Below are 17,923 nucleotides of genomic sequence, written 5' to 3'. Positions count from 1 at the left end.
TCCGGACAAATTCATATTATGCTTTTGTGAAGCGTTTCATAGCGGTATTCGCTGCAGAGTAAAACACGCCAGAGATTGTGCCTCGGCGCGCGCAATCAAACCAGGCGAAGCCGGCTTTAGGCTCACTCGGCCGCCGAGCGGTAATCTCCGGACTGCTCGGTCATTTCACAGATCCAGGCGTCCATGGCGCGCTTCATGGCGGCGAATCCGCTATTCACTTCCACTTTAAGTTCATCCAGATACAAACCACGATTTATTTCCACCTGTAAAGCCTGCATTCCGGCGCCGGGCTGACCATAATGCTCGGTGGTGTAAGCGCCTGCGTAGGGACGGTTGCGCACCACGGCGAAGCCCTGGGCCCGAAACGCCGCCTCGGCGCGTGCAATCACCGCGCGCGAGCACGAGGCGCCATAACGATCTCCCAGCACGATATCGGCGCCGCGCGCACTGGCCGACGGCATGGAATGGCAGTCGATCAGCACCGCCTCCCCGAAGCGCAACCGCGCCGCCTCCATCTCTTGTCTCACGGCATTGTGATAGGGCGTGTAGAAAGCCGCGAGACGCCGTTGCGCCTCCACGAGGGGCAGTCGGCGCGGATACAGATCTCGACCGTCCGCGGCGAGCCGCGGAATAACGCCGAGCCCGGCGGCCGCACGCGCGCTAACGGGGCCGGCGGCGCGAGGGCCGGGGGGATCGAACATCGCAGCATCAAGCTCGTCCGGCGCGCGATTGGGATCCAGGAACACGCGCGGGAATCGGGCCTCCACGAGCGGCGCTCCGTATCGCGGGACGTCCGCCACCAGGCGATCCACATAGGCGTCTTCGGAGCGGCGCAGCACGCCGCGGCCCAGAGGCGTCCACGCCATCAGATCGTCGCTGTACTCACGCCCTGAGTGGGGTGACGCGAAGACCAACGGGCAGCGCCGCACCTCTGGGGCATGGAGCACCACGGGGCCGGACGATGACAGGGTGCGGGACTCGGCGCTGATCATGGCCTCTGACTGTTGGCGGGAGCGGGCTTTCCTGACGCGCGCTGAGGCGTCAGTTTATCGGCCCGGCGCCCCGGTGAAAACCACTAGCGGCGCATCCCACGGCGTTCAGGCCGTTTTTACTCTCATCAGCTATCATGACGTTTGGTGGATAGATTTAAGGGGGGTGACCCATGGCCCGCATTCTTTTGGCCGAAGACGACGACTCCATGCGTGACTTTCTCGGCAAGGCGCTGGAACGCGCCGGTCACGAGGTGGTGCGCGTGGCCGACGGCGAGGACGGTCTGGACGTACTCGGCGAAACGCCGGGGCGGTTCGAGCTGCTTCTCACCGACATCGTGATGCCCGGCGTTGATGGGATCGAGCTGGCCCGCCGCGCCGCGGAAGTCGATCCGGGACTGAAGATCATGTTCATCACCGGCTTCGCCGCAGTGGCGCTGAACGCCGGCTCAGGCGCGCCCAAGCAAGCCAAGGTGTTGTCCAAACCCTTCCATTTGCGCGACCTGGTGGATGAAGTAGCGCGCGTGATGGCGGCGGCGTAACCACCACAGATTCATAGCTTTCGTTTGGAAAAACCCGCGTTACGACGCGGGTTTTTTATCGACCACTGGTGACATTTCACAAACCGGCCGCGCTCGCTCAGAGACAAGCCGGCGAAGAAAAAGGGCCCGTCCTTTCGGACGGGCCCTGAAGAAGTCTGGCTTACAGGCGCAGATTTAGCGCTTGTAGTTGACGCCGACGAAGAAGCGCCGACCCCAGAAGTCGAAGTTGTCCGCCGAGGTAGAGCTGCCCAGCCAACGGTCCGGCTCGGCGTCAAACGCATTCACGACACCGGCGCGCAGAGAGATGTTTTCACGCGGCTCGTAACGAACCGTGAAGTCATGCTGGCTGAACGCGTCGGTGGTGGTGTAGCCGAACTCGCGTCCGTCGGGATTATTCCGCCAATTATCGGCGTCGATGATTTCCTGCGAGGACTGCCAGTCCCAGTTCCACGACACGCGGATTTTCTCGGTCGGCAGCCAGGACACTGTGGACAGCATTCGCACGTGCGGATTGCCCACAGTGCTGTCGAACGCGGTCTCAGCCGTCGGATCCGAGATGTTGGTGAAAGCGTTGTCTTCAATCAGCCAGGTGCCGCGCAGGGACCAGCTGAAGTCTCCGTAGTTCTCGGTTTCAAACCCGTAAGCCGAAGTGAAGTCGACGCCGCGGTTCTGCAGGCCGGCATAGTTCAGCGAGCCCTGAATAAAGGTGAAGATACCGTAGGGCGGCTGCTGCGCGATCTGCGACGTCGCCGACCGTTGGAAAGTCGAACAGGCGCCCGGGTTCACGGTGTTGACTTCACCACCAGACAGGCCGACGCACTGGTTGAGGGCCTGCTGGATGCTCACCGAAGCGATCACGTTCGTGATTTCGATATCGTAATAGTCTGCGGTGAACGAGAAGCCTTCAAACCAGCTCGGCGTGTAGGCGAAACCGAACGTATAGCTGGTCGACTCTTCCGGCTGGAGGTTCGGGTTGCCTTGGTTCGCACCAGGAATGCCGCTGGTGTACTGGATGATCGTACCCGTACCTGCGTTGTCCGTGCCCGGATCATAACCGGCCGGCATGGTGGCGACGCAGTTGGCGCGCAGAGCAGAGCGGTCGCCGCCGTCGGCGATGTTGCGGATGAAGTCCGCATTGCACGGATCCACAAGGCCGTTGCCGAAGGTCTGCACCGGCGGACGGAAGTTTTCGCCGAGGTTCGGGATCCGGGTCGCTTCCCCGTAGGTGGCGCGGAGGAACAGGTCGTTCACCGGCCGCACGGAGCCCTGGAGGCTGTAGGTCTCGACTTCGCCCACCGTGGTGTAGTCGGAATAACGGAACGCACCGCTGATTTCCGCGCTCTTCACCCACAGCTGGTCGTCCAGTAGAGGAACGCGCACTTCGGCGAAAAGCTCGTTGGCCTCGTAGCTGGCTTCCGGGAAGTCAGGCCCGGTGTTCAGGAAGAGGTTCCGGCCCGCCGTGTCGCGGTCGCGGCCCGTGCCTTCGGTTTCCTCACGGCGGAACTCGTAGCCAAGCGCCATGCCGATGGGACCTGCGCCCCAGAAATCGAACGTTTCAGCCGAGCCGAAGGCCAGGAAGTTGTGCTGCCGGTTCTGGTCAGTGACCTCGATGGACGCTTGCAGGTACGCTTCCTGCTCCGCCGTCAGGCCCGGACGGCCGCCGCCGCCGGTGGCGTCGGGATTGTTTGCATCGATACGGAAGTCGGTGCCGAAGAGATTGATCGGCACGCAGCCCGCGATCGCCGGGTCGGTCTGGTCAAACGTACTCGTCGCCGAGTTGACGCGGCAAATGATCTGACCGTTTTCCACGATCGCATCGGATGCATAGTTGAACCGATCAATATCGGTGCCGGTCTCGAGGTTCGAGTTGTTCATCTCGCCGTAGGTGTAGCTGGCCTCCCACGCGATGTTGCTGAAGAACGCGAAGTCCGGCGCAACGCCGTCAGCCCCGACGACAAAGCGGGTCAGATCACGATTGTTCAACTGCGTGCGAGACGGGCCGAACACGCCAAGGAAAGCGCGGCGGTCAGGCACGGTCCCGATGACGGGGCCAGGTCCGTCGGCCGTCGGCGCGCCGTAAACGGTGCGTACATTGGCGTCGATCAGCGCAGACAGGCCGCTTTGCACGGCGTAGGCGTTGTCACGATAGTCCAGCAGGAAGGCGTTCGTGTTGTAGAAGGTCGGGCGATCCCACAACGTGATTTGCCAGAAGGTGGGCTGGCCGCTGTCGAAGGTTTCTTCTTCGACGTATTTGGCTTCGCCGAACACGTTGAACCAAGAATTGACTTCCAGATCAAAGCCGGTCTGGAAACGGTAGGCTTCCGACGCCGGAACGCGCGAGCCTTGGCCGAATTCGGTGCCGACATTCAGACCATCGCCACCGACGTTCAGACGACGTGAGTAGCCGTTGCCGGACTGGAAGGTGCCGAAGTTGAACGGTCGCACAGAGCCATCCGCGTTGAACGTGAAGACGGCCCCGGTGTCGGCGCGAATCGGGCTGCAGGCGGCTGAAATCAGGTTGAACGCCGGAATGACGCAGTTTTGAAACGGCGTTGTCGGGTTATTCAGCGGCGAGGGTTGCGCCTGGCTGGCGAGCACGACGACGCCGCCGCGCGCGAAGAACGCATCCCGGCCGCCGCGGTAGAGCACCGTATCGAAAACACCGTCGTTCGGAGCCGAGTTCGGATCGGCGTCCACGCCGGTGAGACCCCATGCATCCCGCTTCCAGTCAATGTCGAAGTCGAGGACTTCCTCGGTGTCGTCATATTCACCGAATGCATAAACGTTCAGGCGGTTGTCGAAGAAGTTGCCGCCCCAAGCCGCGGAAATGCGCTGGTTCAGCTGGCCGTCCTGGTTGATCTGCGACAGAGCCGCGTCGACTTCGATGCCTTCAAAATCATCACGCAAGATGAAGTTGACGACACCTGAAACGGCGTCCGCGCCGTAAAGGGCCGACTGGCCGCCGGTGACGATTTCAACGCTTTCGATCATGAGGGACGGGATGGTGTCGACATCAACCGACAGTGAGCCCGGAGCGGAGCCCACATGACGACGACCGTCGACAAGGACCAGCGTACGGTTGGCGCCAAGCTGGCGCAGGTTCAGCAGCGACAGACCACCATCATTGAGGTTGGAGCCGGTGGTGTCTTCAGGAACCTGAGAGCCCTGCAGCGCCGGCACGTCCGCGAGGAAGTCCACGACGTTCGGCTGGCCCGACAACAGAATTTCATCAGCGCCGATCTGAATGAGCGGCGTGGGTGCGTTCACCGCACTACGGGCGATCCGCGAACCGGTGACCACGACCAGATCGCTTTGAGCCGCCGGCTCTTCTTCCTCGTCTTGAGCTTCCTGAGCGAGCACAGGCGTCGCTGCAAACGCGGTCGCCGCAAACCCGGCGAGAACCGTGGACCGCAACAGCGATCCTTTACCAAATTTTCTCACGATCGTTCCCCTTTGTTGGATCGTCTTGCACCAGCTTTTTTTATTGCCGGTTGCCGTACGTCAAACCGCACTTGTGACGGACTATGGCTAGATCGTGACGCTCAGGTAAAGGCTTTGAGGCGGCTTCATAGCGGCGCAAAGAGCCTTTGAAAGCGTAATGTTGCAGAAATGTCGCAAGTTGCGCGCGTGGCGAAAGCGACATCGCCGCGGGCTCGCCTTTCGAAGGTGAACTTCTGGCCGGCGACGTCATTTTGACCATCGATCACACCCGCGTCAGCGAGATCGATGATCCGGCGCGCTTCATGAACGAAACCTACGACACCCGCGGGCGGGTCGATCTGCTCGTCCGCCGCGGCGGGGCGAGCTACGCCCTGGCCGTGCGCAAACGCTGACATCACCAAAAAAGGGGGCATGCCCATGAACACCACCATTGCAAAATTCGCCGTGGGCGCCGCAATCGGCGCGCTGGTCCTCACCGCCTGCGCTACCGACGGCGTCGCAGTGAACGGCCGCTTCCCGGCGCGCTTCCCGGACGCGGCGCAATACAATCGCGTCGCAGTGCTCGAGTTTGAAGGCCGCAACGGATCACTGGTATCGTCCGAGCTCGCCGCTGAGCTGGGATCAGCCTCGCTGGACGGCGAGCTTCTGCTGGACGTGGTCAATGAGTCCCAGCTTCTCGCTAACGCCGGCGTGCGCAGCTTCGGTAATAGCGACGCCCAGATCGCCGCCGCCCTCAATGTGGGCCGGCAGATGGGCGTAGAAGGGGTCTATATCGGCCAGGTCACCGATTACGACGCCTCACGCACCAGCCGCCGGGTGCAACGCTCCGAATGCCTGGAGTGGGAAGGCTTCCTCAATTGCAAGCGGTCCCGCGAATACACGGTGAGCTGTTATGAAGAGACAGCCCTCGTCTCCGCAGCGCCCCGGCTGGTGAGCGTGGCGACCGGCTCGGTCGTCTACACCAGCACGGTGACCGGGCGCGCTGAAACCGACTGGTGCGACGACCGCCCGCGCACGATTTCCGAGAGCGAGCTCATGGGCCAGGCCCGCGCCGATGTGGTGCGTCAGATCCGCCGCCATGTGGCGCCGTACAACGACACCTTCACTGTGCGCTTGAAAACCGGAAACGACGGCGTGCCCGAGGCCCTTCAGGCCCAGAATGCGGGCGCGGTGGAATTCGGGCAGGCCGGGCGCATGGACCGCGCCTGCGCGATCTGGCAGGAAATGGACGCGCTAAACGAGCATCAGTCCGTGCCGCTGATCTACAACATGGGCGTGTGCGCTGAGGTGGTGGGTGATTTTGAACGGGCGACACAGCTTTATGCGCGCGCCGACTCGCTTCTGGCCAGCCCTGACAGCCTGATCAGCGAGGCGCTGCTGCGCGCACGCAGCATGCAGAGCGGAGAGCGCGCCATCAACTGACGCCATCCGACCCTCACGCCGTTTCAGGGCGATCACCGGTGCAGCCGGAAGGCCTGACATCCCACAGCCGGACCGATTGACAGACGCTGCTCTCCCGCCCTAATACCGCGCTTCGCCGCGCACTCCAGCGGCGACGCCAAGATGGACCCCGGCAGGGGCGCGTAGCTCAGTTGGTTAGAGCACTACGTTGACATCGTAGGGGTCACAAGTTCGAATCTTGTCGCGCCCACCATCTCTTTGAACGCCGAGCCTTCCAGACATTCAACGTAGAAGACCGCCGCGGCGTAGCGGCGGTCTTGTTGTGAACGCGATTTCGGGCGCTGCGATCAATAACGATGACGACGGTCGCGATAATCACAGGCGCTGGTGGTGAACACGTCGCCCAGCACGCCTTCGCAGTCCGCGTCGCGATCGCGGCCGCGATAGTGCGGGCGGTGGCGCGGCGGCGGGTGATCGTTATAGCGCCCGTAGCCGTCATAACGGCCATAGGGCGAGGCGCAGCCGTCACAGGTGCGCGTGATCTCCAGGCGGATCTCCGCAAGCCGGCCTGACAGGCTGGTGAACTCGCGCCGCGCATCGCGCCACTGATCAGCCGAGTTCATGCAGGCGGCTTCGGTGTAGCCCTGGTTCTGCATGCACATTTGATAAGACTGGCACGACGATGTGGCGAAGCGGTAGGCCGCATCAAGATCGCCGGCGAAGGTGTTCAGCAACTCCACCGTTTCGGTCTGCGGTCCCCAGGGGCGCTCGGTGACCGTCTCGCGGCTCTGGGTGCGGGTCTGCTCGCGCCCGCCATAACCATAACCGCCCCCGACGTTCTCCACCTCGGTGCGCATTTCGTTTCGCGCGGTGGTCAGGGAGTCGATGGAGCACACCGCCTGGGCGGTTTCAGCGCCCCCGGTGGACTGAACAGGCGGCGGCGCGTAATAGCCCGGATCATAATACGGGTCGTTGTATGCGCTGTAGGGCTGCGCACAGCCCGCCAGAACAAGGGCGGTGACGAATAAACCGGCGCGTTTCATGATGTCCTCCGCTTCAGGCGGGCCTAGTAGGAATCGCGCGAAGATCCGCGCTCGGGTTCAAGGCAGGCGATATCGGCGGTTTCAAACCGGTCGACATCGATATCGCTGCGCCATTCGAGATAAAAATCTCCGTCGCCCTCCGCAGCGGCTTCGGAGAGCCGGTTGGAGATGGCGAGCCAGCGCGCCTCGGCGCTGGAATGACGGCGAAACTCGGGGTGGCTGCGCCAGCGCCGGGCCACCGGATGCCCCAGTGAGGCGGCGTCGCGCAGATAAGCGTCAGCGCGTTCTGGATTCTCAACGATGCCGCACAGACGATAGCTGCCCAGAACCGCGCCGGTGCCATAGACAAGGGCGAGGTTGAAGTAGGCGTCGGCGTCGTCGCGCCGCGCCGCGGTTTCAAACCATTCCAGCGCCAGATCGGGATTGCGCGCCACGCCCAGCCCAGTCGCATACATAATCCCCAGCGCATTCTGCAGGTGCGGATCGCGCGCAGTCTGGGCGGCGTGACAAATAAGAAGCGTAGTCTGGCGCGGACTCAGCGAACCGGTTTCGTCATAGCCCAGCTCGCGCTGAAACCCGCGCGCCGCGTCTCTTGTGACCGGGCCGTAACGCCCGTCCACGTCGCCGGAATAATAACCAAGCGCAGCCAAAGCGGCCTGTCGCAGCTTCAGGCTGATCACGTCGCCCACTGCGCCTGGCGCCCGGCGCGAAATGCGCTGCAGGCTTTCGCCATCCATCGAAGATTCGCACTGCACCATATGAGCCTGCAGCCGGCGCTGGGCCATCAGCGCCGATTGCGCGCCAAAGGGCCGGCCCCAGTCGATGGAGAGGTTCCAGTACTCCATGGCCCTGCGTGCCGAGTTAGCCGCATAATCAGAATAGCGCGTTCCCGAAAACGGTTCGCGAACACTGAACGATGCCTCGCCCGTCCCACGCTGCAGGTCCACTGTGGCCAGCTCCGCGTCGCCACGCAAAAGCCAGTAGCGCGCCCCATCATTATAAAGCCGGGCCGCCTGCTCGCGGGTCATGCAATCTTCGCGGCCGGTGAGTCTGCGGATGCAGATGGGAGGGCCGTCACCTTCGCGGCGGCTATAGGCCCAGGGTTCGGCGGGAAAGGCGTCGCCGCCACCGCCGCGGCCGCGGCCCCAGCCGGGCTGATCATAGCCGCGATCCCATCCGCCGGCGCCATAGCCGCCATCGCCATATCCCGGCGATCCAATGCGGCCGGGCCCGGCGGGACCGTCGCCAAAGCCGTCCAGGGTCGACGTGTCGCCCAGAGCCGAAGCGGCGAACAGGTCGAGGCCGCAGCGGCGCGCGGCGCGCTCGAAAACGCTCATGCGTCCGCTGGGAAAGGTGGCGCGCAGCTGATCGGCGTCGGCGTAAAGCCCACGGCCAGCCATGGTGTGGTATTGGTTCCAGTCCTCGTGGGGGAGCTGCTTGTAGACCTCCTCCACATAACATTCACACGCGGGGGAGGTGTGCGAACGCCGCACATCATTGAGGCAAGCCTCATACACGGCTTCGCCGCGTGTCTGCAGCAAATCACAGCCCGCTGGCGCGATGACGAGCGTCATGACGGCCAGCCCGGCGGAGACGCGGACCAGGCGCGCCCGTGCACGTCGCAGAAAAGATAAAACGGCCGAAGCCATGGGACCCCTCGTCACCGGTTGAGAAGGGTTAACGCCGCTTAACCAAATTGGTTCAAAATTTGGCGAAACGCACCGGGAAGCGACGGCGCAGGCGGGCCTTTTGGGTAAGGCTAGAGCGCGCCCGGCTCGCTGATCTGAAGCGTTTTCAGCTCGATGGTGACGCCGAAACCGGCCCGCGTATGGATACGCACCGGAAGGTTCCGTCCGCCCGCCAGCGGCGCCAGCCAGAAGGTCAGCGGATGGCGCAGCTCATCGGGCTCCGGGCGCTGCTCGTCGGTATAGCCTGAAATCGGGCGGTAATAGGCGTCGCACACCAGCGCTTCGCCGCGCCAGGCGCGGGTTCGCACGGTCTCGCGGCCCCGTGCGCGCAGGTCGAGATTATAGCGCAGGCGTCCGTCGAACACCGGCAGCAGGCCTGAACAGGGCGCGTCGCCGGTCATCGCCTCGGCCAACATCAGCACCGCTGTCATGGGATCGACGGCGTCTGACCGGTCCGCCTCGCTGGCGGGCGGCTCTCCCCAGCTGGAAAAGTCCGGCGCTGCGACCGAGCGCGCCACCCGGCCGTCAAAACTCATATCGATGCGGCGATGCTTGCGGCCGGTGTACTCGTCATGGGCGTAGCTCTGAGGTCTGGCGCGGCCCGCATCAATGGCGCCTTGCACCCGGGACTCGATGCGCACATCGCTGAACAGGGCCGCCAGGCCGGCCGCCTGAGACACCGCACGCGCCGTATACGCGGTCTCTCCCAGCTCGGCGCGGAGCGCCACCCGGCCCACCGGGATCGCCCACACCGAGGCTGAATACTCCGCATCAATCTCCACCGGGCCTTGTGCATGGGCGGCCCCCAGCGCTGGCGAAAGCGCCAGCAGCAGGCAAGTCGTCGCCGCAAGAACGCGGATCATCATCATGGCCTGGCTCTGAGCTCCAGCGGGGGTCATTCGCAGGCCGCAAGATGTCGCCGCTCAAGCTGGCGATTTGATGGCGAGGGTCCGTCCATCTTCATGGTTTCATAAAACAGAACGTTTGATCCGATTATATGGATTTTTATAAGCATGAACGCTGCGGTATGCCGCCTCTGGTTATCTTATTTATTTTGGAGTTCGCCATGTCCGATCTTTCGCCCCTGACAGTCTGGGCTCCCCTGGTGCTGCTGGCTGCAGCCGGGATTGCGGCGCTGCGTCCTGGCCGCCGGCCGGCCGGGCTCGGCCCGCTTGCTGAAGGCGCGGCGCTGATCTCGGTGGCCATCGCTGCGGCGGGGCTGATCCAGCTTGTGTTCGGCGGGCCGGCCTCGACGCGGATCTTCTCCGGTCCCGCCCTGCTCACCGTGCGGTTGGACGCGCTGAGCGCCACCATGACGCTGCTGGTCGCCTTTATCGGCTGGATCGTGGTGCGCTATTCACGGACCTATCTTGTGGGTGAGGCGCGCGAGGGCGCCTTTCACGCCCTCATGCTCGCCACGCTGGCCGCGGTGCTGTTTCTGGTTCAGGCGGGCAGCCTTTTGGCGATGATAATGGCTTTCGTGGCGGTGGGCGCCGGCCTTCGCCAGCTTCTCCTGTTCTACCCCGAGCGTCCCGAGGCGCGCCGTGCCGCGACCAAGTTCAGCCTGGTTTGGCATGGCGGCGACATGTCGCTGCTGGCGGGCTCCGTGTTGCTTTTCGTCACCTTCGGTACGGCCGATCTGGCCGCCATCACGGGCGCAGCGTCCCTCGGGGCGGGCTGGCCGGTGCATCTGGCGGCGGCGCTGCTGGTGCTGGCCGCGGCCATGAAAACCGCAGCCTTCCCGCTGCATGGCTGGATCACCGAGGTGATGGAGGCGCCCACCCCGGTGTCCGCCCTGCTCCATGCAGGCATCATCAACGCCGGCGGTTTCTTGATGATCCGCAGCGCAGAGATCATTCAGGCGAGCCCCGGCGCCATGGCGGCCCTGGTGATGATCGGCGGCCTGACCGCCCTGTTCGGCGCGGTGGTGATGCTCACCCAGAGCGCGGTGAAGACCGCCCTGGCCTGGTCCACCATCGCCCAGATGGGCTTCATGCTGCTCCAGTGCGGGCTGGGCCTCTGGGCGCTGGCCCTGCTGCACATCGTGGCGCACTCGCTCTACAAGGCCCACGCCTTCCTGGGCTCAGGCGGCGCGGTGCGCGCCGTGGCCTCGCTGCGTCGGCCCGGCCCGGTCGCCGCCCCGAGCCTTGGCGCGGTGCTGCGGTCGTTTGCGCTGGCACTCGTGCTGTTCGCCGGTGTGGCCAGCCTGTTCAGCTGGCTCACCGGGCCCAAGAGCGCCCAGGCGCTGGCGCTGGGCGCCATGCTGATCTTCGGGGTCGCCTATCTGATCGCCCAAGGCCTGGCCGACGCCGCGCCAAGGCCGCTGACCCGGCGCACGGCCATCGCCTCCCTGCTTGCGGCGGCCGCCTATTTCACCTTCCAGCTCATCGCCGGAAAGCTCTGGGGTCCGTATCTGCCCGCGACCCCTGACGCCGGACCGCTGGAGTGGGCGCTGATCGTGCTCACGGTGATATCGTTCGGCCTGGTGGCGTTCGCTCAGGCGCTGTTCCCGCTCTGGGCTCACCACCCGTCCACGGCCGGTTTTCGCGTTCACCTGGCCAACGGCCTTTATCTCAACGCGCTTCTGGACCGCCTGATCGGCGGGTTCCGCACCGCGAAATCCCGCTAGAGCCCTGGAGATCAACATGTTCGACACCACGGCTCCGATCGCTCAAAGCCGCGTCCCGGCCCTGCTGGCCGCCGCCGAGCGCGCCGCGCGCGCCATCCCGCCCGCCTTCCCGCTGGAAGCCACGGTGGCGGTCAATCCCTTCCTCGGCCAGACCGGCGAGAACCTCGCCGCCACCGCCGCGCGCCTGGCCCGGGTCGGCGGCGTCGCCATGACCCGGCCGCGCGCGCTCTACGCCGCGCAGATCAGGTCGGGACACATCCTCGACATTGATCTACAGGGCGCATTGGACGCGGAAACCGACGCCCGCAAACCGCGCGATCTCGCGGCCCTTATAGCCGCCGCGCAGACCGAATGCGCACCGCCGCAGGCTCTGCCCAGCGTTGCGGATCTGGCCGCTGAAGCGACCGGGGTCGACTGGCCGTCAGTGTTTGAAAAAACCTTCGGGCTGTGGGCGTCGGGCTATTTTGACGAGGGTCAGGCGCTGTGGACGCCGGCGCCGGGACAGTCGGCCTATTCCGGCTGGCAGGCCTGGGCCACCCATGACCTGACACCGGAAATCGCCGGCCTTGACGGATTTTGCGCCCATGTGGCCGCCGCGCCGGACACCGCCGCGCGCGCCATCGTGCGGGCGGTGGAGACGCTGGGCGTCACCGACGCCGCGGCGGAGACGGTCTTCCACCGTCTTTTGATGGAGATCGGCGGCTGGGCCCAACATGCCCGCTGGATGCTCTGGCGCGCCGAGCTCGCCGGCGGGACCGACGAAGCTCTGGGCGATCTTCTGGCGATCCGGCTGGTGTGGGAGGAAGCGCTGCTGGCGGCCACCCCTTCAATCGCGAAACGCTGGCGCGACACGATCGCCGCCCACGAAGAGCCCGTGACGGCGAGCGCCGACCAGATCGCGGATGCAATTTTACAAGGAGCCGCCGAGCGGGCCCATCAGCGCACCCTGGCCGACTCGCTGACCGGCGCCCCCGAAGGCGACGAGGCGGCGGCGCCGCGCCCCAGCGTTCAGGCGGCCTTCTGCATCGATGTTCGCTCCGAGATTTATCGCCGGGCGCTGGAGGCCCAGAGCACCGACATCGAGACCATCGGGTTTGCAGGTTTCTTTGGCCTGCCCCTGGCCCATACCACCCACGGCTCTGACGTGGTGGAGGCGCATCTGCCGGTCTTGTTAAACCCGGCCATGGAGTCCACCAGCCACACCAGCGAGCCCCATGAGCACACGACACGGATCCAGGCGCGCGCCGCGCGCGCCTGGGGCCGGTTCCGCCAGGCCGCCGTGTCCTCCTTCGCCTTTATCGAGGCGGCGGGTCTTCTATACGGGGCCAAGCTCGTCACCGACGCGCTGGGACTGAAACAAGGCCCGTCGGGATCCGGGCCGGCGCCGCGCGTGCTTGGGGGGCTTTCGGCGAAAGCCAAGGCCGAGACCGCCGTCACGGTGCTCAACGCCATGGGCATGACGAGCGGATTCGCCCGCGTGGTGCTGCTTCTGGGCCATGGCGCCAAGGTCGCCAACAACCCCCATGAGAGCGCCTATCATTGCGGCGCCTGCGGCGGTTACACCGGCGAGGTCTCCGCCCGGCTTCTGGCCCGGTTGCTGAACGATCCTGAGACGCGCGCCGGGCTGCCCGCCCATGGTCTGGAGCTTCCCGCCGACACAGTATTTGTCGCCGGGCTGCATGACACCACCCGCGACGAGGTGACGCTTTTTGAAGACGGCGACGCCGGAACTGGTCACGGGACCGATCACGGCGAAGCTCTGGCGCAAGCGAAACGCTGGCTGTCCGGCGCCGGGCGTCTGGCGCGCGGCGAAAGGGCGCTGCGCCTGGCCGGCGCGCGTGAGGAGACCGTGGCGGCGCGGGCCTATAACTGGGCCGAGGTGCGCCCCGAATGGGGTCTGGCGGGGTGCGCGGCCTTCATCGCCGCGCCGCGCGCGGCCACGGCAAGCGCCGATCTTGGCGGGCGCGCCTTCCTCCACAGCTATGACTGGCGGGTCGACACGGGGTTCTCGACGCTGGAGCTGATCCTCACCGCGCCAGTGGTGGTCGCCAGCTGGATCAGCCTTCAATATTACGGCTCCACCGTGGCGCCCGACGTGTTCGGCGGCGGCAACAAGCTGATCCATAACGTGGTCGGCGGGATCGGCGTGGTGGAGGGCAATGGCGGACGGCTGCGCCCCGGCCTGCCCTGGCAGGCGGTCCATGACGGCGAGGCGCCCGCCCACGAAGCGCTGCGCCTGTCGGTCTATGTGGAGGCGCCCCAAAGCGCCATCACCGAGATCCTGGAGCGCCATCCCGGCGTGCGCGCGCTGTTCGACAATGGCTGGCTGCACCTGTTCACGCTGGACCAGGGACGGGTCGCGGCGCGCTACCGCCCAGGCCTCGCCTGGACGCAAGGTGAGACCGCGTCCGTCGCAGCCTGAACTGAGCCACCCCGGCGGGATCGGCGGGCCGGAAGGCCCGCCGTCACACCCTGCCTGCCGTCAAACGGTCATGGACGTGCCGCGATAGATCCGGGCGCGATAGCGCGAGTCGTCGGAGTCCGGCAGCGGCGCGCCCAGGAGCAGAACCGCCGTGGTGAAGCGCCGTATCTCCTCCTCGTGCTCGTCATCATTGCACGGCTCCTCAGAGCGCACCCGCCGGGTCAGATTGATCTGATTGGTGGGCACGTTGTGCACCAGGCGCTCATTCTCCACCGCCAGCGTCGCGGTGAAGGCGTGCAGCGTGGTCTTGATGAAGTTGGCGATGGCGTGGGCCGGCTTGGTGTCGCCGAACGGAACGTCGGGTGAGACCAGGATGAGCTGGCAGCTGTCATAGAGCGAGGCTTTGCGCGACACCCGGAAATGGCGGGTGAGGTTTTCGTCCACCACCTGGGCGAAGGCTTCCGGGCTGAGCGGGTTTTCATCCTCGAACAGCGTGTTGGGCAGAGGAGCGCCGGGCAGCGACACCACGGTGGTGGGCCGGCCCCATTTGCCGAGCGCCGTGTCCATGGCGCCCTCCACGTCATCGCCGGTCACCAGCACATGCATCGACTTGGCGGCCTCTCCGGTCACCTTGTCCTGGATGGCCTTGCCGCCCTGCTTGGTGCTGGCGAGCACGATCACGGCGGCGACGCCGCACTCATCCACATAGCGCTGAGCCGAGGCGGCGACGTAATCGCCCAGATGGTCGCCGACGAACCAGACGGTCTTGCCGCGCAGCAGCTCGAGGCGGTCCAGACGCGGCCCGCCGAACATTTCACGCTCCACGGTGGAGCGCTCCACGTTGAGGCCGCCTGACGGCATGAAGGTCTGTCCGCTCACGGCGCGATCGGCGAGATAGAAGACGGTGGCCTGGGCCACATCGGCCTCGGTGGGCATGGCGCCCAGATGCAGCTGCGAGCTGACGCCCTTGCCGATCTGCACGGCGTTCTTCTCGATCAGCGCCTCGGGCAGGAAGGGCGCGCCCTCGGGCGGGGCGATCTGCAGCCAGTCGCCCCCGGCCTTGGCGATCTCGCGCCATTTCGGCGCGTCGAGAAGATAGCCGCCCGTGTTCAGGCGTGACAGAAGCCGCCCGGCCAGCGCCGGGGTCAGAAGATACTGGTCCCAGGTGCACACCCCGTCGCCCTGACGCGCAAACTGCAGGGCGAGCTTACGCAGGCCTTCAGGCGCCTGCATGTCGTGGGACAGGACACCCGCTGTGTTATGGGCCAGCCGGTTCAGCACGGTGACAAGATCGGCGCCCTCGCGCACCGACTTGATGACTTCGGCATAGACCGAGTTCAGGCGCTTGTTCTCCTGGATCAGGCGCGCGCGGCGCTTGAACAGGCCCGGCTTGCCGCCGGTGCCCGACAGGCGGTCGCCGTCCACCGGACCCGGCGCAATGGCGTTGAACTGGATGTGCGGCCCGAGAAACTCGGAGAAGCTTTCCACCATGGCGCGCTGGCCGGCCTTGGAAACGGCGTAGTCGGCGCGGTTGGGATAGGCCACCGCGCGCAGCTTTTCGCCGCCGAAATAGGACGAGACATTGAGCACATAGCCGCCGCCCTGGGCCTTCATGAGGGGGGCTGCGTGATGGGTCAGGAAGAAGTTGGAGATCAGATTGGCGTCCAGGGTGAAGCGCCAGGCGTCGATATCCATATCGACCACCATGTCCTCGGCGCCCGCCACGCCTGCGTTATTGATCAGATAATCCACCCGGCCCCAGGCCTCTATCGTGGCGTCGAGGGCGGCTTTCAGCGATTTGAAATCGCTGACGTCCACATTGGCCATGGTGCGCACCCGGCGCTCCACGCCGGAAAATCCGATATCATGAAGCTCGCCGATGATCCGCGCGCGCGCCGCGTCAAGCTCGCTCTCGCGCCGCGCCACCATCATCACCTTGGCGCCCGCCAGCGCCAGAAGTCGCGCAACCTGGCCGCCGATGCCGGCCGACCCGCCGGTGATCAGCGCCACCTTGCCCAGATGCAGGCCGGTGATGTTCTCGGCAAAGCCCACCATGGCGCTGCTGGCGCCGGTCTCCTCGCCGATGTTTTCAGGCACGTAGAGATCGATCTCGGCGATCTTCTGTTCCTTGAACACGATGCGCGTGGCGTGGCCGGCGGCGAAACGGATGTTTTCCGCCTCGCGATTGTTGAAGCGGACGATCTGATTGCCCCACACCGCATGGTCGGCGCGGCCCGCCTGCACGTCGACGCGGGCCTCGTCGCGCCAGATGCGCACCAGCTGGGTTATCCCGGCGGCGAGCACCTTGTTGTAGACGTCGCCCGAGCCGTCGCTGGCGTTGGTCATGAACACGCAGCGCGGCGGCTGATCGAGATCGTCGCGCGTCTTCCAGTAGCGCGACAGGGTGCGCGCCACCGACACCGCGCCCAGCAGCTCCACATCCATGAATTCGTTGATCGCCGCGTCCTCAGCGTCCAGAAGCGCGCCGGCGAAATACTGGGCCGGCTTGACCGGCAGCACGATGGCGCTGGTCACCGGGCCGTGCTCGGTGCTGAACGCCTCCAGCTCCGCGCTCATCTTTTCAGGCTCCGACCGGTTGAACCGTACGATCGTCAGGCCGTCCACCAGGCCCTGCGCCTTGGTGCGGGCCTTCGCCTGGGCGGCGTCGGCCTCGCGGGCCATGCCCAGCAGGACGCGCGCGCCGCAGCCGATCTGGATGCGCGCGGTCTCCAGCGCGTCCTCCCAGTTTTCGCCAGCGACGATGAGCACGCTGAGGTCCGCGCCGTCCAGAGCCCGCAAAGACGGCCGCGCCTTGTAGGTGGAGCGCGATTCCTTGCGCACGCTCATGCCGTGGGCGACGTCGATCTCTTCGCCGTTGAGCGCGGCGGAGTCCTCGCTGGCCAGGAACAGGCAGGTCTGGGCGATGTCGGCCGGGGTCGGCAGGTCTTTCTTGGGCGGCTCGCCGTCGCGGCTGCGATTGAGCGACATGCGGCCCATGAAATAATCCGCCGTGGTGTTGTCCTTCAGGCCCTGGATCTGGTCCATGGCGGCGAAGACGGTGCGGATCCGGTCGCTCTCGATGGGGCCGGGAAACACCGTGTTCACCCGCACGCCGCGCGCGCCGAACTCGTGGGCGAGCTGAGTCGACAGGGCGTTGAGCGCCGCCTTCGGCACCACGTAGGCGGTGCGCCCGTAATAGCGGGTGTGGGAGAAGATCGTGGAGATGTTGATCATCGAGGCGCCGGGCGGCATCAGATCAGCGCAGGCGCGCGCCATGTTCCAGGTCACCGCCAGGATATTGCGCATGGCGTCGCCGACGGTCTCCGCGTCGCCATTGGCCTCCATCTCCGCCTTGTTGAGCGGCACATTATCCAGCGGTTGCTTGGGACCGGCCGAGCCTGCGTTGTTCACCAGCACGTCAATGCGGCCATGGCGGGTCTTCACCTCGTCCATGGCGGCGCGCACCGACGCCGGATCCCCGCCGTCCAGCACCACCACGTCGACATTATCAGCCGGAACGCCGGTCTCGGCGATCACCGCGTCGCGGGCCGCCTCAATGCGCTCTTTCGTGCGGCCGGTCATGACGAGGACGGCGCCTTCACGGGCGAACCGGCGCGCCATCTCGCTGCCCAGATTGCCCGCCGCGCCGGTGATCAGGACCACTTTGCCCGCAAGCCGGCCAGATTCCATCTTCGCCGCGCTTGATGCGGCGGCGTCACTTTTCTTTGTCATGATCGCCGTCTCCCTGAATTAAAAAACCGGGGCCGC

11 protein-coding genes and 1 tRNA gene are annotated in these 17,923 nt (G+C 65.5%); 6 read left to right on the top strand and 6 right to left on the bottom strand.

All coding sequences use genetic code 11. The annotated features are described in order from the left end of the window. Positions 1–122: 122 nt before the first annotated feature. Entirely contained in the window at positions 123–992 is an 870-nt protein-coding gene (locus ACWCOP_RS00920; RefSeq protein ID WP_478249339.1) for an N-formylglutamate amidohydrolase, read from the bottom strand. 170 nt (positions 993–1,162) lie between these two features. Here ACWCOP_RS00920 and cpdR point away from each other — a divergent pair, with 170 nt between their 5' ends. After that, on the top strand, positions 1,163–1,531 hold the full coding sequence (gene cpdR, locus ACWCOP_RS00915; RefSeq protein WP_478249338.1) for a cell cycle two-component system response regulator CpdR: 369 nt from the start codon (positions 1,163–1,165) through the stop codon (positions 1,529–1,531). 174 nt (positions 1,532–1,705) lie between these two features. Here cpdR and ACWCOP_RS00910 read toward each other — a convergent pair whose 3' ends face one another. Further along, positions 1,706–4,972, bottom strand: a complete 3,267-nt coding sequence (locus tag ACWCOP_RS00910) for a TonB-dependent receptor domain-containing protein (RefSeq protein WP_478249337.1) — start codon at positions 4,970–4,972, stop codon at positions 1,706–1,708. Between the two features lie 251 nt (positions 4,973–5,223). On the opposite strand from ACWCOP_RS00910, the gene ACWCOP_RS00905 reads away from it, so the two are divergent. The 3 genes from ACWCOP_RS00905 to ACWCOP_RS00895 all read left to right on the top strand — a co-directional run bounded on the left by ACWCOP_RS00905 (position 5,224) and on the right by ACWCOP_RS00895 (position 6,626). Beyond that, complete coding sequence (locus tag ACWCOP_RS00905) at positions 5,224–5,364, top strand: hypothetical protein (RefSeq protein ID WP_478249336.1); 141 nt, start codon at positions 5,224–5,226, stop codon at positions 5,362–5,364. A gap of 25 nt (positions 5,365–5,389) precedes the next feature. Continuing rightward, positions 5,390–6,394 (top strand): hypothetical protein, encoded by a 1,005-nt coding sequence (locus ACWCOP_RS00900; RefSeq protein ID WP_478249335.1) that lies wholly within the window; start codon positions 5,390–5,392, stop codon positions 6,392–6,394. Between the two features lie 155 nt (positions 6,395–6,549). Further along, positions 6,550–6,626, top strand: a tRNA-Val gene (locus tag ACWCOP_RS00895). A 94-nt stretch (positions 6,627–6,720) separates the two neighbouring features. On the opposite strand, the gene ACWCOP_RS00890 is transcribed toward ACWCOP_RS00895, so the two are convergent. The 3 genes from ACWCOP_RS00890 to ACWCOP_RS00880 form a co-directional block, all read right to left on the bottom strand. Then, positions 6,721–7,416: a hypothetical protein gene (locus tag ACWCOP_RS00890; RefSeq protein WP_478249334.1), complete on the bottom strand. Its 696-nt coding sequence runs from the start codon at positions 7,414–7,416 to the stop codon at positions 6,721–6,723. A gap of 23 nt (positions 7,417–7,439) precedes the next feature. Continuing rightward, positions 7,440–8,990: a peptidoglycan-binding protein gene (locus tag ACWCOP_RS00885; RefSeq protein ID WP_478249333.1), complete on the bottom strand. Its 1,551-nt coding sequence runs from the start codon at positions 8,988–8,990 to the stop codon at positions 7,440–7,442. Between the two features lie 185 nt (positions 8,991–9,175). Next, positions 9,176–9,973 (bottom strand): DUF3108 domain-containing protein, encoded by a 798-nt coding sequence (locus ACWCOP_RS00880; protein WP_478249332.1) that lies wholly within the window; start codon positions 9,971–9,973, stop codon positions 9,176–9,178. Between the two features lie 197 nt (positions 9,974–10,170). Between ACWCOP_RS00880 and ACWCOP_RS00875 the strand changes: the two genes are divergently transcribed. Beyond that, positions 10,171–11,733, top strand: a complete 1,563-nt coding sequence (locus ACWCOP_RS00875) for a proton-conducting transporter transmembrane domain-containing protein (protein WP_478249331.1) — start codon at positions 10,171–10,173, stop codon at positions 11,731–11,733. Positions 11,734–11,749: 16 nt separating this feature from the next. Beyond that, the gene (locus ACWCOP_RS00870; RefSeq protein WP_478249330.1) at positions 11,750–14,155 is read left to right on the top strand and encodes a YbcC family protein; all 2,406 of its coding nucleotides are present in this window, start codon (positions 11,750–11,752) and stop codon (positions 14,153–14,155) included. Between the two features lie 60 nt (positions 14,156–14,215). Here the strand turns inward: ACWCOP_RS00870 and ACWCOP_RS00865 are convergent, their stop codons facing one another. Next, on the bottom strand, positions 14,216–17,887 hold the full coding sequence (locus tag ACWCOP_RS00865) for an SDR family oxidoreductase (protein WP_478249329.1): 3,672 nt from the start codon (positions 17,885–17,887) through the stop codon (positions 14,216–14,218). Positions 17,888–17,923: the final 36 nt, after the last annotated feature.

It is taken from the genome of Apolloniradiicaulis salifontis (assembly GCF_053756655.1).
This window is presented reverse-complemented; position numbering and strand designations above follow the sequence as displayed.